Raw genomic sequence first — 15,465 nt, forward strand, 5'->3', positions numbered from 1 at the left:
ACGCTAACCGACAGCGGCCTGATCCTTACGGCAGCGACGGGCGACCTCAAGATACTGCTGCGGAGTATCAACGTCCCAGTGAATCCCCTGACTCGCCACGGGAATAACGCGCACCGCCATCTGACCGATAACGTCTCGTAGGGTGGCCCCTTGCGGGGCGCGATGAATCAGCGAGATTGCCCGCTGCGGCAGAAGAACCGGGTGGCCTTTACCGCGCTCGTAGGCGGGAATAAGACAGCTCTCGGCGTCGGGGTTGTCCCACAGCCGGCGGTAGACGCCCGGCGTCACCTCCGGCATATCACCCAGCGCCAGAAAGAACCGGGAGTCGCGAATATGGCTGACCCCGCACTGCACAGAAGAGAACATGCCGTCCTGATATTGCGGGTTAAAGACTACCTCAACGCCCGGATGATCCTGATAGCACGCGGCCAATTCATCACCGCGAAACCCCGTCACCAGCACCACCCGATCGCAGAACGCCAGGGCGCTGGCCAGGGCGCTATCCAGAATCGTTCCTTTGCCCCACGGCAGCATCATTTTCCACTTGCCCATCCGGCTTGAGAGCCCGGCGGCCAGCATAATGCACTGCTTATCGACTTTTTTGCTCATTGTCATCCTCCTCCTGCAGCCGCAAGCGCCGCCGTCGACTGGCGACGGCGGCGCTTGCGGCGATCAGGATTTCAGCACCGCTTTAATCGAGGTGATGATCGGCTGATATCCCGTACAGCGGCAGATATTGCCCTCCAGCGCCTCTTTCAGCTCATCGTCGCTGGGGTTCGGGTTGGTATCCAGCAGCGCCTTGGCGCTCATCAACACGCCGGGCGTGCAGAAGCCGCACTGAACGCCGCCGTGACGAATAAAGGCGTTCTGCAGTTTTTTACCGACCGGATCGTGGTGCAGCGCTTCGACGGTGGTGACCTCCGCCCCGTTGCACTGGGCGGCCAGCAGCAGGCAGGAGCAGACAGATTTGCCGTCCATAATCACGGTGCAGGCGCCGCACTCCCCCACCGAGCAGCCCTCTTTGGTGCCGGTTAGCTTCAGCTCCTCACGGAGAAAATCGATCAGGCGGACATTGTCTTTCACATCGCGGGCAATGCGGATGCCATTCACTTTTAGCTCAATATGGTTCATGTTCATGGCTCCTTATTTTTTCTGCTCTGTCATGACTTCCTGCAGCATCTGCCGGAACATATCGATAAATACCGGGACCTTATAAGGCGCTGACCAGCGTCCCCCGATGGCTTTCTCTACCCTGGCGTGAAGCACGCCGGCCGCGTAGTCAATGGTGGCGGCGTCCAGCGTCCGGCCGATGAGCGCCTGCTCAACCTCAAGCAGCCGCTGCGGTTTGGCCAGCAGCGCGCCATCCACCAGACGGCACAGGCGAACCACGCCCTTATCGACCATGAACTGCCCGGTCAAGCTCTGGCGCGTAATGTTCAACGCATTGCGCCGGCCAAGCTGCAGATAGCGATTGATCAGCGGCTGCTGGGTCGGCGCCGGCAGGATAAAGCGGATAACCAGCTCATCGGGCTCAAGAAGGGTGCGATAGCCGCCGATGACAAATTCGCTGACCGGCATCCGGCGCGTCCCACGCGCGCTGCGCAGCTCCACCTCCGCCTCGTAAATAATCAGCGGCGGCATAGAATCCGCGCAAGGAGCGGCGTTGACGATGTTGCCGCCGATAGTCGCCCGATTGCGCAGCTGCAGGGAGCCGACGGTTTTACAGGCGGTAACCAGCAGCGGATAGCGCTGCTGAATCAACGGATGCTTAACCAGATCGGTAAAGCAGACGCCGGAGCCAATCGAGACGCCGCCCTCCACATCAAAGATCTCCTTCAGCTCCGCCAGCCCGGCGATATTGACAAGCGGCACCTCGCCGGACAGCATCCGGGCCTGCACCAGCACATCGGTACCGCCGGCGATGGGCATCGCCCCCTTCCCGGCCATCAGCGTCAGGGCCTGCTTCAGGGTTTGCGGGACGCTCAGCGACAGGGTATTGAGGCGATGAACCTGTTTCTTATCGCCGGACTCCAGCATCTGCTCGCTCTGGCGCTCCGGCTTTTTGAGGTTGTAACCCAGGCGAACCTGCTCGAGGGTCAGCGGCAGGGTCCGGTTAGGCCGCCCGATGGCGAAGCTCACCGCATTGTTGAGGGCCGCAGCGCCGAGCTCCAGTACCGGTTCGCCGATAACTTTCGCCCCCATCGGCCCCGCTTTATCGTAGTTTTCCACCGCAATGATATCGATGTGCGGCATATCCTTGATGGTCGGCAGCAGATAGGTATCAAAGTTTTCCGATTTCACCACCCCGTGCTCGGTGTTGAAATCCTCCAGCATGCCGTAACCGATCATCCCCTGCAGCACGCCGCCGTAAACCTGGCCGCTAAAACCAACCGGGTTAATGACTTTACCGACATCGTGGGTGGCGACGACGTTATTGACGGTGATTTTGCCGGTGCGCATATCCACCGCCACGTCGGCCAGCTGGCAGCCGTACACCCAGGTGAAATAGGGGCTGCCGCAGCCCTTCTCTTCATCCCAGTGAATATTCGGCGCCACGTGCCAGCCGTAGGCGGAGAGGTTGGCCCCGGTCGCCCGGGTCATATCGCACACCTGCTGGAAGCTGAGGCTCAGCTCCGGGCGGCGGCGGTTAAACACCTTGCCGTTTTGCCAGGCGATATCGTCGATGCTCTGCGCTTTCAGCGTTTCCCTGACGGCCTCCGCCATGCGTTGTTTAATTTTGTTCGCCGCGCTCAGAATCGCCTGTCCGCCCATCAGGGTACCGCGCGAAGCGACCGTTGAGCCGCCGTCGGCGATCATCGCCGTGGCCGGTTCGCTGAACATCACCCGCTCGAGCCCAATCCCAAAGGCTTCCGCCGCCAGCAGCGACATGGTGGTCTGCAGCCCCTGTCCGTTCTCCGATACCGAGGTGGAGATGTTGACGCTGGCGTCGGCATTCACCTGAATCAGCGCCGAGGACGCATCCAGACCCTCGGCCCCCAGAGAGCAGCCGCGATGGCTCAGCGCGAAGCCAATCCCGTAGCGGATCGGTCCGCCTTCCGCGTTAAGCTTTTTGTAGTGCTCGCGTTTGGCCTCGTATTCCGCCTTGAGCAGCGTTTTCTCCAGCACCTCCTGCGCGGAGACGGTATGCTCGCTGAAGACCTGCCCGGCCATGCTGGTGTCGCCCTGCTTAAGTATGTTGCGCAGACGGAATTCGACGGGCGACAGGCCCAGTTCGCCCGCCACGTCATCCATCAGCGATTCGTTGGCGAAAATGACCTGCGGCGCGCCGTAGCCGCGGTAGGCCGAGGTGTAGTTGTTGTTGGTGTAAACGCCCACCAGATCGACGCGCACGTTAGGAATATTGTAGGGGCCCGCCGCCTGCACGGAACTGCGCCAGGTGACAAACACCGTCTGGCCGCAGTAGCTGCCGCCATCGGCGATAATGTCGATTTTAATCGCCTGAATACGCGCATCGTCGTCCACGCCAATGCGGTATTTCATCTTATAGGGGTGGCGCTTGTAGCTTTCGCGCATCGACTGTTCGCGGTTATAGGAGATCTTTACCGGCCGCCCGGTCAGGTGCACCAGCAGCGCCGCCCGGCAGGAGACGTTATCAATAATGTCATCCTTGCCGCCGAAAGAGCCGCCCAGCACGGAGCGCTTAATGTTCACCTTCGCCTGGGGCAGGTCAAGATATTTGGCAATCACCGCCCGGGTGCGGTGAGCGTTTTGAATCGACCCCTCGATGGTCATGATCTGTTCATTATTATCCAGATAGGCGGTAATCGATTCCGGCTCAATATAGCCGTGCTCCTGGAAACCCACCTCATACTCGCGTTCGAAAATATGGCTGGAGGCGGCGAATCCGGCGTCGATATCGCCCTTCGCCGTATGGTGGCGGTTAATGATGTTGCTATCGAGTTCGCTGTGAATAAGGCGCGCCCCGGGCTTCATCGCCTCTTCCGGGGAGGTAATTGGCTCCCACGGGGTGTAGGTGATTTTGATTTTATCGACCGCGATGCAGGCTGCCTCGTAGGTTTCCGCCGCCACCACGGCAACCACGTCGCCGCGATAGGCGATCTCCTTGTCGATAATCGGCGGATGATCGGGAACGATCGCCCCCAGCTTGCGCTGGCCGGGAATATCGTTCCAGGTGGCAATACGCACGACGCCGGGCACTTTTTCCGCCTCCGACAGGTCGAGCGCGTCGATGCGCCCGGCAGGTATATCCACGTAGCGACAGACGCCATACAGCATATTGTTCATAATAATGTCATCGCCGTAGACCGCTTTACCCGTCACCTTGGCGAGCCCATCGACGCGGGGCACCTCACTGCCAACCAGCAATGTATCCATATTTTTCAGTCTCCACTCACAAAGAAAGATAACGGAATAAAGCAATGGCTATGCCACCTATAAATAAAGGGTTATTTCAGGCTGAGTTATGTGAGGCGCCTCTAAAAATAGCGGCAGGTTAAACCAGAAAAAGCGGATGATATCGTCGGGAGGATTATCAAAAAGAGAGCGTGCGTATCACAATGATAATTGGCGCTTCTCAATGGTATTTCTCAGAGAGGGCCCGCCGCCAGGTATTGACCATAAGTATCATTACCCTCCATCAACCGGCGTCAAAAAGCGCGCTGACGGCGCGATCCGTTCAACTTTTCCCTTACCGCTGCGCCCTTAAAATTTCGAATAAAAAATAAAATAAACTCAATAATGAAATTTAAATTCCATAACCAGGTGTGTTAACAAATGTGATATATATCATAATTTTAACAATTCACTTCCCTGATGTCGCCGTGAAAGGGGGTAATCAATCATAAAAATTACTTTATATATCAGTTAATTATAAAAACAACCTTTATAGACACATAGATGTTACAGATAAGCCACAACGACAAAGCGAAATAAAACTTTCAAAATGTGATCTGTTTGCACTTTTGTTTCAGTTACAGCGGTAATAATACCCTCTCACTAAACGCACCCTGACCACCTTGATGGTGCAGCAGAAATCCAAACCCCGGAGGATGCAATGAAGGAAGTGAGATCAGGAGTTATCAGAACCGTTTATGTTGGCCCTTGCCATACCATCCGTTCATACCACAACGCTGCCCGGGACATGTTGAACCTCACCCATCCCGGAGGACAAAACCCCGCGTATACCGATGATTCATCATTCATCAAAAAGAAACCTCTTTGACCGGTTTTATTTAGCGCGCTGCAATCGCGCTGGATAGGAGCACTCAGGGCAAAAAACCATTTTATGTCAGCCAGGCTTCATAAAGCGAAAAGACAGAGCGTGGTTGGGATGGGATGACACATTTTTATCTCGTGCCGTTAATCAAAACAAAAGGTATAAAAATGTCTCTTATTATGAATCTGAACCTACAGCAGAGAAAGCGACTACACCAAATAACCTTAGTAGCGACATTCGGTGGCCTGTTATTCGGTTATGACACCGGCGTTATTAATGGCGCATTTTCCTCACTGAAACAATATATGGCCTTGACCCCGACCACAGAAGGTCTGGTCATGAGCGTGTTGCTGATCGGCGCCGCGCTAGGTAGCGTTTTCGGCGGAAAATTCGCGGATTTCTTTGGCAGAAGAAAGTACCTGCTCTTTTTATCCTTCATCTTTTTCATCGGCGCCTTAATGTCCGCGCTGGCGCCGGACATTACCGTACTGCTTATTTCACGTTTCATCCTCGGCTATGCCGTCGGCGGAGCCTCGGTCACCGCGCCCACCTTTATTTCTGAAGTGGCGCCCACCGAAATGCGCGGTAAGCTGACCGGCTTAAACGAAGTCGCCATTGTTATCGGGCAGCTCGCCGCCTTTGCTATCAACGCCATTATTGGCATTCTCTGGGGCCATCTACCGGACGTCTGGCGCTATATGCTGATGGTGCAGACGATCCCCGCCATCTGCCTGTTTATCGGTATGCTGCGGTCGCCGGAAAGCCCGCGCTGGCTAATCAGTAAAAACCGTCATGAAGAAGCGCTGGAAATATTAAAACAAATCCGCCCGCTTGAACGTGCAACCAAAGAGTTCAACGATATCACCACCTTGATTAAGGCCGAGGCGGACAAAAAGCTGCATTCCCAGAACGCCTTTATCACCATTCTTCAGACGCCGTGGATTTTCAAACTCCTGCTGGTCGGCGTGATTTGGGCGGCGCTGCAGCAAACCACCGGGGTCAACGTCATCATGTACTATGGTACTGAGATCCTCAGCAGCGCCGGCTTCTCAGAAAGAACCTCCCTCATCTGCAACGTACTCAATGGCGTGTTCTCCGTCGGCGGCATGCTCTTTGGCGTGCTATTCCTCGTTGACCGTTTTAAACGTAAAACCATCATTATTTATGGTTTCGCGCTGATGGCCACCCTGCACCTTATCATTGCCGGCGTAGACTACACGCTGGTCGGTGACATCAAAGCAACGGCAATCTGGCTGCTCGGCGCGATGTTCGTTGGCGTTATGCAGGGAACCATGGGCTTTATCACCTGGGTGGTGCTGGCGGAGCTTTTCCCGCTGAAGTTTCGCGGACTGTCGATGGGCATATCGGTATTTTTCATGTGGGTGATGAACGCCATCGTCAGCTATCTGTTCCCATTATTGCAGGCCAAGCTCGGTTTAGGTCCGGTATTCCTGATTTTTGCCGCGATCAACTACCTGGCGATTGTCTTTGTGATAACGGCGCTGCCAGAAACATCGAATAAATCGCTGGAGCAGCTGGAAGAGGAGCTGTCGGCAAATAAATCTACTGCAGGATTCAATACGGCCACCAAGGAAAGCGGATTATGATCGATACTATTACGCAGGATAATCTCCATCTGTCGTGCCGGGCGAAAAATAAAGCGGAAGTGCTGGCCATGATTGGCGCGGACTTCAGGTCCAGAGGGTACGTCAGCGAAGATTGCGTGGCGTTTCTTGCCGAAAGAGAGCGCCAGGTCTCCACCTTTTTGGGTAACGGCATTACGCTGCCGCATCTGCCTAAATCAGCCACCAGCATCATTGTCAAAACGGGGGTGGAGATTTATCAGTTCCCTGACGGCGTGATCTGGGACAGAAATAACGTCATGTTTATTGCCATTGGCGTGATCGCCAAAGAGAGTGAGCATATTGATGTGCTGAGAGAGGTGGCGTCGATCTTTAGCGACGAAGTCATCGCCAGAGCGCTGTCGTTGATTGCCAATAAAGAGGATTTTTTAAGGATCCTCCAGCAGAATCACTAAGCACGGCCATCGCCTGATAAAAGCCTGCTTACGCGCAGGCTTTTTGCTTATTCAGGATAGACGTCGCGCCTAGCTGCCTTTGTAGGTGGAGTAGCCGTACTGGCTGAGCAGCAGCGGAATATGCAGCTTTTCATTGGTACGCGTCACGGTAAACAGTACCGGGATCTCCGGGAAAAACGTCGCCAGCTTCTGTTTGCTGAAATCATCGCCGGTTTTAAAGGTCACTTTATAAACCCCCGGCTGCATATCCCCTTCTGCTGGATACAGCGATTTAATACGCCCATCGTTATCCGTGACGCCGCTCGCGAGCGCCGTCCATTTATCCGCCTGCTGTTTTTCAAGGGTAACGGTCACACCCGACGAAGGCAGCCCCGTCTGCTGATTGAGGATATGCACGCTGAGCGTCCCGACGGGGGCGCTAAACGCGGCTGGAGCGACAGAGATTGTAGATAACAGAATCAAACTGGATAATTTTTTCACGATCTTTTCCCGTTGTGAATAATAACGTTCAAACGTTAGCACCTGGGCCGCTAAAATATATTCAACTTTTTGTGATAATCGCCTTAACGAAAGCAGGACGAGGAAAATAGCGAGCACATTCGAAGTTATAGAATTATCTGAATATAATGTGCATCCCTGGGGCGTGAATAAAGGCCCGCTCGCTTGCGCTATACTTATTTTCTCCGCGTTCACAAAAGGACTTCACATGAAGATTTGGCCTGTTCTGACGGGTGTTGCTATCGCATTAACGCTCGTCGCCTGTAAATCCCCTACGCCGCCCAAGGGCGTCCAGCCGATAAATAACTTTGACGCAAGCCGTTATCTGGGGAAATGGTATGAGGTGGCCCGGCTCGAAAACCGCTTTGAACGCGGTCTGGAGCGGGTTACCGCGACCTACGGTCAACGGAAAGACGGCGGTATCAGCGTTCTCAACCGCGGTTACGATCCGCGGAAACAGAAATGGAGCGAGAGCGAAGGTAAAGCGTATTTCACCGGCGCGCCGACCACCGCCGCGCTGAAAGTCTCCTTTTTTGGCCCGTTTTACGGCGGCTACAACGTGATTGCGCTGGATAGCCAGTATCAATATGCGCTGGTCAGCGGCCCCGATCGCGGCTATTTATGGATCCTGTCGCGCACGCCGACCATCCCGGAATCCGTGAGGCAGGAGTATCTCGGCATTGCGCGGGAGCTCGGTTTCCCGGTCGAAAAGCTCGTCTGGGTGAATCATCGATAGCGCCGGGGATAGTTCGCGGGCCTCTTTTACCAACATTATCTTCAGCCAACATGAGGTCTGAAGATAATGTCGTAAAAGGGGGTGATAATGACAGAGTTATTGCTGGGGAGCCGCAGCCGCATCGTCAGCGCTTTTCGCGGGAGCGATACTCTCTTTAATCTCTTTGGTTTTATTCGCGGCATCGCTGGCAAGGTTATTCGCGTCAACAATCGCGTTGTCTTTAATTTTTCCCGCTTCCTGGACAATTTGATCGCTTTTCTGTCGGGCATCCTGCTTAACGGCATCGGCCTGAGCTTGCGCCTGCTGGGCAATAGCTTCCGCTTTTTTATCCGCTTCCGCCTTGATGCTGGAGGCCTGGCTGCTGAGGCTGTTGGCCTCGTCCGCCGCCTGTTTTTTTATCGCGTCGATGTGTTTATCGGCTTGATCCTTAATTGCCTCGGCTTTATCGGACGCCGCCTCTTTAATTTGTTGCGCATTGTCTTTAGCTTTATCCAGATTGGCATCCACTTTTGATGAATCATCACAGCCGGCAAGAAATAAGCATACGGCAGAAGCGATCAGCGTTTTACTCCAGAGTTTCATAGTCATTCCTTTATTTATCCATATCCCCGTAGCGGGAAGAGCATTGCAGCAGGGTTACCAGGATAATTCTCATGACAATTGTGCCATGAAGTTATTTAGCCCCAATACTTAACCCCGCATCCCTTTATTTATAATCGCTAACCAGGCAGAGTCAAGTTCCTGGCCCAGGAACGCTGCGGATATAAAAAAACCCGGGCGGGTGCCCGGGCTTGTCGCTGAAAAAATAGCTTATGCCGTGACGGCGGATTTGGCCAGCGTCGGGCCGGCTAGCGCCAGCCGGGCCCCGGCGTCGGTATCGCTGTATTGCTTAAAGTTATCCATAAACAGCTGCGCCAGGCTCTCGGCCTTCTCCTGCCATTTGTCGGCAGAAGGCCAGCCGCTACGCGGGTCAAGCAGCGCGCTGTCGACGCCGGGCACGCTTTGCGGGATAGCGAGACCGAACACCGGCACGGTTTCTTCACGCAGCTCGCCGGTGGTACCGTTTAAAATCGCGCTGATGATATTGCGCGTATCGCGCAGCGAAAGGCGCTTGCCTTCGCCGTTCCAGCCGGTATTAACCAGCCAGGCCTCGGCGCCGGCCTCCGCCATTTTGGCCGCCAGAACGCTGGCGTACTGCGTCGGGTGCAGCAGCAGGAACGCCGCGCCGTAGCAGGCGGAAAACGTCGGCGTCGGTTGAGTAATGCCGCGCTCGGTGCCGGCCAGCTTCGAGGTGAAACCGGACAGGAAGTGATACTGCATCTGCTCGGTCGTCAGGCGTGATACCGGCGGCAGCACGCCAAACGCATCGGCGGCGAGGAAAATCACCTTCGACGGATGGCCCGCGCGCGACACCGGTTTCACGATGTTTTCAATATGCGATAACGGATAAGAGACGCGGGTATTTTCAGTCTTACGGCCGTCGGCGTAATCCACGCTGCCATCGGCTCTGACCACCACGTTTTCCAGCAGCGCGTTACGGCGAATCGCGCGATAGATTTCCGGCTCGGCCTGCGGGTCAAGATTAATGGTCTTGGCATAGCAGCCGCCTTCGAAGTTGAACACGCCGTCATCATCCCAGCCGTGCTCGTCATCGCCGATCAGCTGACGCAGCGGATCGGTGGAAAGCGTGGTCTTACCGGTGCCGGAAAGGCCGAAGAACAGCGCCACGTCGCCCGCTTCGCCGCGGTTCGCCGAGCAGTGCATCGAGGCAATTCCCTGCTGCGGGAGCAGATAGTTCATCACCGAGAAGAGGCCTTTCTTCATCTCGCCGCCGTACCAGGTGCCGCCGATCAGCTGAATTTTTTCGCTGAGGTTAAACGCGACAAAGTTCTCGGAGTTAAGCCCCTGCTCTTGCCATTTATCGTTGGTGCAGCCCGCGCCGTTGAGGACAACGAAGTCCGGCGTAAATTCCGCCAGTTCCTCGGCGCTCGGCGCAATAAACATGTTTTTCACAAAGTGCGCCTGCCAGGCCACCTCGGTGACAAAGCGGACGCCGAGGCGCGTCGCCGGGCTGGCGCCGCACCAGGCATCAACAACATACAGTTTCTTGCCGCTCAGCTGCCCGGCGACCAGCGCCTTCAGGTCAGCCCAGATTTCGCTGCTCAGCGGCTTATTATCGTTGCGGCCCAGGCCGGAATCGGCCCACCAGACGGTGTCACGCGTCAGCTCGTCCCTGACGATATATTTGTCGCGCGGCGAGCGCCCGGTAAAGATCCCGGTATCCACGGCAACCGCCCCGGACTCGGTCATGACGCCGCGCGCCGCGCCGGTTAATTCCGGGCTGGTTTCATGCGCAATCAGCAAGTCGTAATCGGGGTTATAAAACAGCTCGCTGCTCTCCTGAATACCGAGCGAAAGAAGAGCGTCTTTTACTGATTCAATACGTGACATGGCACTCCTGACAAACTATTGGCTGGATAAGATGCTATTAGGCTATTTCAACCTGTCAGTGAAACGGATGGATTTATTTTAATAAAAAACCATCGGGTAATTAAATAAACAGGATGAGCAGACCAGAGCCGGCGATTTAAAATCGTGCTCGTGTAGGGTTTCGCCTGTACTTTAGACATATCGCTTACACGAATAAGTCATAAGCTAACTCTGCAAAAAATGTTAACACCTGTAGATAATTATGTTAATTGCATAGTTTCTATGCGTTATGCTAAAATTGCATAGCTATTATTGCAGGGGTGGGGAAAGAGTCTGTGCTGGCAAATCTGGAAGTAAAATGGCTTTACGATGTGATTGCCCTTGAGGAGTCCAGAAGCTTTACGCTGGCGGCAAAAAGCCGGAATATCTCACAATCCTCGTTCAGCCGCCGGATTCAGGCGCTTGAGGCTTCGCTGGGCTTCAGCATCTTCGACCGCTCGGCGAACCCGCTCCAGCTCACCAACCGCGGAAAGATTTTTATCGGCTATGCGCGTAATATGCTCGACGATATGGACTTCCAGATCAGCCGAATTAAAGGGCTGAACAACACGACTCAGAAAATAAGAATCGACGCGGCGCCTTCGCTTTCCGTTTTATTGCTCCCCGAAATTATCGCCGGTTATACCGACAGAAAGAATAAAACTTTTCATGTTGAATCGATTAACGTCAACGACGCCGTGTTCAATCTGAAAGAAGGCAAGAGTGATTTTATCCTGTCGTTTTATAATGAAGAGCTGATGAACTATCCGTTTATCAATCACAAAATATTCGACTCGGCGCTGCATCTCGTCTCCCCCTGCGATAAACACGGCAGGCCGCTTTTTAATTTGCACCGCGGGGTGCTGCCGCTGATGAAATACGCCAACGACAGCTATATGGGTCGCCAGGTGAACCAGGTTATCGACCGCAAGCCGGAGATTACCTTCTCGTTAACCTTCGTATCCTCCATGAGCGAGCTATTAAAACGCATGATCCTCAACGGCGACGGGGTGGGTTGGCTGCCGCAGTACTCGATCAAGCGCGAGCTTGAAGAAGGCCGCCTGGCGATTATGGATGCGAGCCTGTCGCTGCCCATCGGCGCCTACATCTATCGCTCCGGCGCGCGGCTCAATCAGTCCGCCGAGCGTTTCTGGCAGCATATTAAGTCGACGAGCGCCGTGAGCGCATAATTCGCCTGGCGGCGGAAAATTCGCTATCATCCGCATCCACTCCTTATTCGCGCAGCCTGATGTCTACGATTATCGATACCTTTATCGCCCCGCCGTGCCACGCTGAAATCGACATACTCTATCAGGATGAGCATCTGCTGCTGATCGATAAACCCGCAGGCTTGCTCAGTCTGTCAGGGAAAAATCCGCGCAATCTCGACTCGGTACATTATCGGCTGGTACAGCAGTTTCCCGGCTGCGCTCTGGCGCATCGTCTTGATTTCGGCACCTCCGGGCTGATGGTGATTGCGCGCAACAAGGTCATCAACGCCGCCCTCTGCCAGCAGTTCAGCCAGCGTGCGGTGAGCAAAGTCTACAGCGCGCTGCTGTGCGGGCATCTGGCGGACGATGAAGGTACCATTGACGCCCCGATAGCCAAAGATCCGGCGCTGTTTCCGCTGATGACGATTTGCCCGCGCCGCGGCAAGCCAGCCCGTTCCGGCTATCGGGTGGTTGAGCGCCTGCGTTATCAAGATAGCGTGCCGGTGACGCGGGTCCAGCTGACGCCGGAAACCGGCCGCACCCACCAGCTGCGTATTCACTGCCAGCAGCTTGGTCACCCTATTCTGGGCTGCGACCTGTACGGCGGTCTGCTACTTCCGGGAACAGAACAGGCGCCGCGCCTGATGCTGCACGCCAGCGAACTGCATTTCATGCATCCGGTTAGCGGAGAGCGGATCGATGCGATAAGTCCCTGCGGGTTTTAACTCGCCCCACTCGCCAGCCCCTGTACCGAATCTCTCCCGCACGCTGATTGACGTCGACGCTTTAATTCGAATCGCGGCATTGCAAATGCAAATATCATATTTGCTCGTTAATCACCGCCTCTGTAGCTTGTGCTCTATTCATGCTTTTCATGAAAGAACATTCAGGGCGCAACGGCTTTATGATTAAACTCGATAATATTCGCAAGACCTACCCCGGCAGCGCGCATGCGGCTATTCGCGGCCTTAGTCTGGTGATTAATAGCGGCGAACTGTGCACTTTCGTTGGCCCCAGCGGATGCGGAAAAACAACCATACTGCGGATGATTAATCAGCTGGATGTTCCTGATGCCGGCGACGTATACGTTCAGGGCGTTAAGCTTGCCGCTGCCGATATTATTCAGGTGCGCCGCCAAATTGGCTTTGTCATGCAAAGCGCCGCCCTCTTTCCACATCGTACGGTCGCGCAAAATATAGCCACGGTTCCGCGCCTTCTCGGCTGGAGCAAAAAGCATATCCAGGCGCGCATCGACGAATTAGTGGATTTGATGTCTCTCGACCGCAACGTCCTGCCCCGCTATCCGCACCAGCTTTCCGGCGGCCAGCAGGGGCGCGTGGCGATCGCCAGAGCGCTGGCCGCCGATCCGCCTGTTCTCCTGATGGACGAACCTTTTGCCGCTATCGACCCGGTCGTTCGCGAGCGCCTGCAGGACGAGCTGCTGTTGCTGCAACAGCGCCTGCGCAAAACGATCGTCCTGGTGACCCATGATATCAATGAAGCTATCCGCCTTGGCGATAGAATCGCTATCTTCCAGGAGGGCGGCGAGCTGGCGCAGTTCGCTACGCCTGACCATATTTTGTCGCATCCGGCCAGCGACTTTGTGCGCCGCTTTATCGGCCCCGAACCGAATCTGCAACGGCTGGGGAGAATTCAGGTCGGACAGCTCCCGCGCCATGACGTGCCGCTTATTGATGAGAGCCTCTCCCCCATCGCCAGCCCGCATCCGCCGGTCGCCAGTCCGCTGCGCCTGGTGCTGGACAAAAAACGGCGTCCGCTAAACTGGTTCGATCCGGTTAAGCGCCGGACGCTGCCGGTCGACGCGCCGCTGGCGGCCATCAACACGCTGCGCTTTGCCTACAGCGCGCTGCTGGATGCCCCCGGCGGCGTAGTGGTTCATGTCGATGCCGACGGTGAATATCAGGGCAGCATCTCCCACGCTCTGCTGCAGAACGTGCTGGAAGGCCACGTGGATCTTCGCCGCTATGATTGACTGGCTGTGGATCCTCGACAACAAAATCATGATCGGTGAACTGCTCTGGCAGCATGTACAGCTGGTGATCGTTTCGCTGTTTTTCGGCACCCTCTTCACCGGCGTATTGATTAGCCTGACGCTGCGCTGGCCCGCGACCGCCCAGCCGCTGATCTACCTGTGCGGGATCCTGTTCACTATCCCGTCTCTGGCGCTGTTTATTCTCTTACTGCCGTTTACCGGACTGTCGCTGATGACCTCAATTATTGGCCTGACGCTCTACTCGCTGCTGATCCTGCTGCGCAACGTTATCGCCGGAATAGAGAAACTCCCGGCGACGGTGCTGGAGTCGGCGCGCGCGCTGGGCTATACCCGCTGGTTTCGTTTTGTCGATATAGAGCTGCATCTGCTGCTGCCCTCGCTGTTCGCCGGGTTACGCATCGCTTCGGTGACGCTCGTCGGACTGGTGACGGTCACCGCCTTAATTGGCCAGGGCGGTCTCGGGCAGCTTCTGTTAGCCGGGTTTAACCAGAACTTTGTCACGCCTATCGCGGTCAGCCTGGCGCTCAGCGTTGTGCTATCTCTGCTGTTGGATTCGCTGATTGCCCGCGTCGGCTATTGGCTAACGCCGTGGGCCCGCTAATGGATATCCTGCAAGCAACGTTTCACTGGTTATTACAACCGCAGCACTGGACAGGCGATGCGGGAATATTACTTCGCCTACGTGAACATCTTTATTATGTGCTGATCAGCATAGTCGTTGCCTCGGCGATTGCGCTGCCGCTGGGGATTATTCTCGGCTACTGGCGCAAGGGCGCGTTTGTGATTATTAATCTGTTTAATATTGGTCGCGCCATTCCCTCTTTAGGTTTAATTCTTTTATGCATTATTGTGTTTGGCTTTAATGATATTCCGGTATTTACCGCGCTGGTGGCGATGTCGATTCCGCCGATCCTCACCAACGCCTGGGTTGGCATTTATCATGCCGACCGTCAGCTGTGCGATGCGGCAAAAGCGCTGGGCATGACGCCGCTCCAGAGCCTGTGGCAGCTGCGGATACCGCTCGCCGCGCCGCTGATACTCGCCGGCCTGCGGACCGCGCTGGTACAGCTGATCGCGACCGCCGTCGTCGCCGCCTACGCCGGCCTTGGCGGCCTCGGACGCTTCCTGATCGACGGACTTGGCCAGCGCGATATTCCCCAGGTTGTTGCCGGTTCGCTAGTGGTATCGCTGCTGGCTATCGGCTGCGAACTGCTTTTTTCATTACTCTCCCGGCGCATCGTCCCGGCGCCGGTCACGCAAGTAAATTAATTCCCCAACAACAAAAAACCACCTGCAGGTAAA

The 15,465-nt window shown here is 55.5% G+C and carries 14 protein-coding genes; 8 read left to right on the forward strand and 6 right to left on the reverse strand.

Annotated elements, in window-relative coordinates:
- Window positions 1–3 precede the first annotated feature (3 nt).
- The 3 genes from KOSB73_RS19015 to KOSB73_RS19025 form a co-directional block, all read right to left on the reverse strand.
- Window positions 4–609, reverse strand: coding sequence for a nucleotidyltransferase family protein (locus tag KOSB73_RS19015; RefSeq protein WP_004133616.1), 606 nt, complete (start codon window positions 607–609; stop codon window positions 4–6).
- A 63-nt stretch (window positions 610–672) separates the two neighbouring features.
- Complete coding sequence (locus tag KOSB73_RS19020) at window positions 673–1,131, reverse strand: (2Fe-2S)-binding protein (protein ID WP_024357848.1); 459 nt, start codon at window positions 1,129–1,131, stop codon at window positions 673–675.
- 12 nt (window positions 1,132–1,143) lie between these two features.
- Window positions 1,144–4,356, reverse strand: a complete 3,213-nt coding sequence (locus KOSB73_RS19025) for a molybdopterin cofactor-binding domain-containing protein (RefSeq protein ID WP_004133617.1) — start codon at window positions 4,354–4,356, stop codon at window positions 1,144–1,146.
- 1,008 nt (window positions 4,357–5,364) lie between these two features.
- On the opposite strand from KOSB73_RS19025, the gene KOSB73_RS19030 reads away from it, so the two are divergent.
- Window positions 5,365–6,804 (forward strand): sugar porter family MFS transporter, encoded by a 1,440-nt coding sequence (locus KOSB73_RS19030; protein WP_004133618.1) that lies wholly within the window; start codon window positions 5,365–5,367, stop codon window positions 6,802–6,804.
- A complete protein-coding gene (locus KOSB73_RS19035) occupies window positions 6,801–7,235 on the forward strand; it encodes a PTS mannitol transporter subunit IIA (RefSeq protein ID WP_004133620.1) in 435 nt (144 codons plus the stop codon). The genes KOSB73_RS19030 and KOSB73_RS19035 overlap by 4 nt, the downstream gene beginning before the upstream one ends.
- 69 nt (window positions 7,236–7,304) lie before the next feature.
- On the opposite strand, the gene uraH is transcribed toward KOSB73_RS19035, so the two are convergent.
- Window positions 7,305–7,715 carry a hydroxyisourate hydrolase gene (gene uraH / locus KOSB73_RS19040; protein WP_064410991.1) on the reverse strand — a complete coding sequence of 137 codons (411 nt, stop codon included), beginning with the start codon at window positions 7,713–7,715 and terminating at the stop codon, window positions 7,305–7,307.
- 226 nt (window positions 7,716–7,941) lie between these two features.
- Here uraH and KOSB73_RS19045 point away from each other — a divergent pair, with 226 nt between their 5' ends.
- Entirely contained in the window at window positions 7,942–8,469 is a 528-nt protein-coding gene (locus KOSB73_RS19045; RefSeq protein ID WP_004133622.1) for a lipocalin family protein, read from the forward strand.
- Between the two features lie 96 nt (window positions 8,470–8,565).
- On the opposite strand, the gene KOSB73_RS19050 is transcribed toward KOSB73_RS19045, so the two are convergent.
- Window positions 8,566–9,051 (reverse strand): hypothetical protein, encoded by a 486-nt coding sequence (locus KOSB73_RS19050; RefSeq protein WP_024357846.1) that lies wholly within the window; start codon window positions 9,049–9,051, stop codon window positions 8,566–8,568.
- Window positions 9,052–9,279: 228 nt separating this feature from the next.
- A complete protein-coding gene (gene pckA, locus KOSB73_RS19055) occupies window positions 9,280–10,920 on the reverse strand; it encodes a phosphoenolpyruvate carboxykinase (ATP) (RefSeq protein ID WP_064410990.1) in 1,641 nt (546 codons plus the stop codon).
- Window positions 10,921–11,234: 314 nt separating this feature from the next.
- Between pckA and KOSB73_RS19060 the strand changes: the two genes are divergently transcribed.
- The 5 genes from KOSB73_RS19060 (at window position 11,235) to KOSB73_RS19080 (ending at window position 15,432) form a co-directional block, all read left to right on the forward strand.
- Entirely contained in the window at window positions 11,235–12,128 is an 894-nt protein-coding gene (locus KOSB73_RS19060; protein ID WP_004133627.1) for a LysR substrate-binding domain-containing protein, read from the forward strand.
- Window positions 12,129–12,187: 59 nt separating this feature from the next.
- Entirely contained in the window at window positions 12,188–12,874 is a 687-nt protein-coding gene (locus KOSB73_RS19065; protein WP_004133628.1) for an RluA family pseudouridine synthase, read from the forward strand.
- 179 nt (window positions 12,875–13,053) lie between these two features.
- The gene (locus KOSB73_RS19070; RefSeq protein WP_024357843.1) at window positions 13,054–14,142 is read left to right on the forward strand and encodes an ABC transporter ATP-binding protein; all 1,089 of its coding nucleotides are present in this window, start codon (window positions 13,054–13,056) and stop codon (window positions 14,140–14,142) included.
- Entirely contained in the window at window positions 14,135–14,764 is a 630-nt protein-coding gene (locus KOSB73_RS19075) for an ABC transporter permease (protein WP_004133630.1), read from the forward strand. The genes KOSB73_RS19070 and KOSB73_RS19075 overlap by 8 nt, the downstream gene beginning before the upstream one ends.
- Window positions 14,764–15,432, forward strand: coding sequence for an ABC transporter permease (locus KOSB73_RS19080; protein WP_098140841.1), 669 nt, complete (start codon window positions 14,764–14,766; stop codon window positions 15,430–15,432). The genes KOSB73_RS19075 and KOSB73_RS19080 overlap by 1 nt, the downstream gene beginning before the upstream one ends.
- Window positions 15,433–15,465: the final 33 nt, after the last annotated feature.

The sequence above is a fragment of the Klebsiella grimontii genome (assembly GCF_900200035.1).
Lineage (GTDB): Bacteria > Pseudomonadota > Gammaproteobacteria > Enterobacterales > Enterobacteriaceae > Klebsiella > Klebsiella grimontii.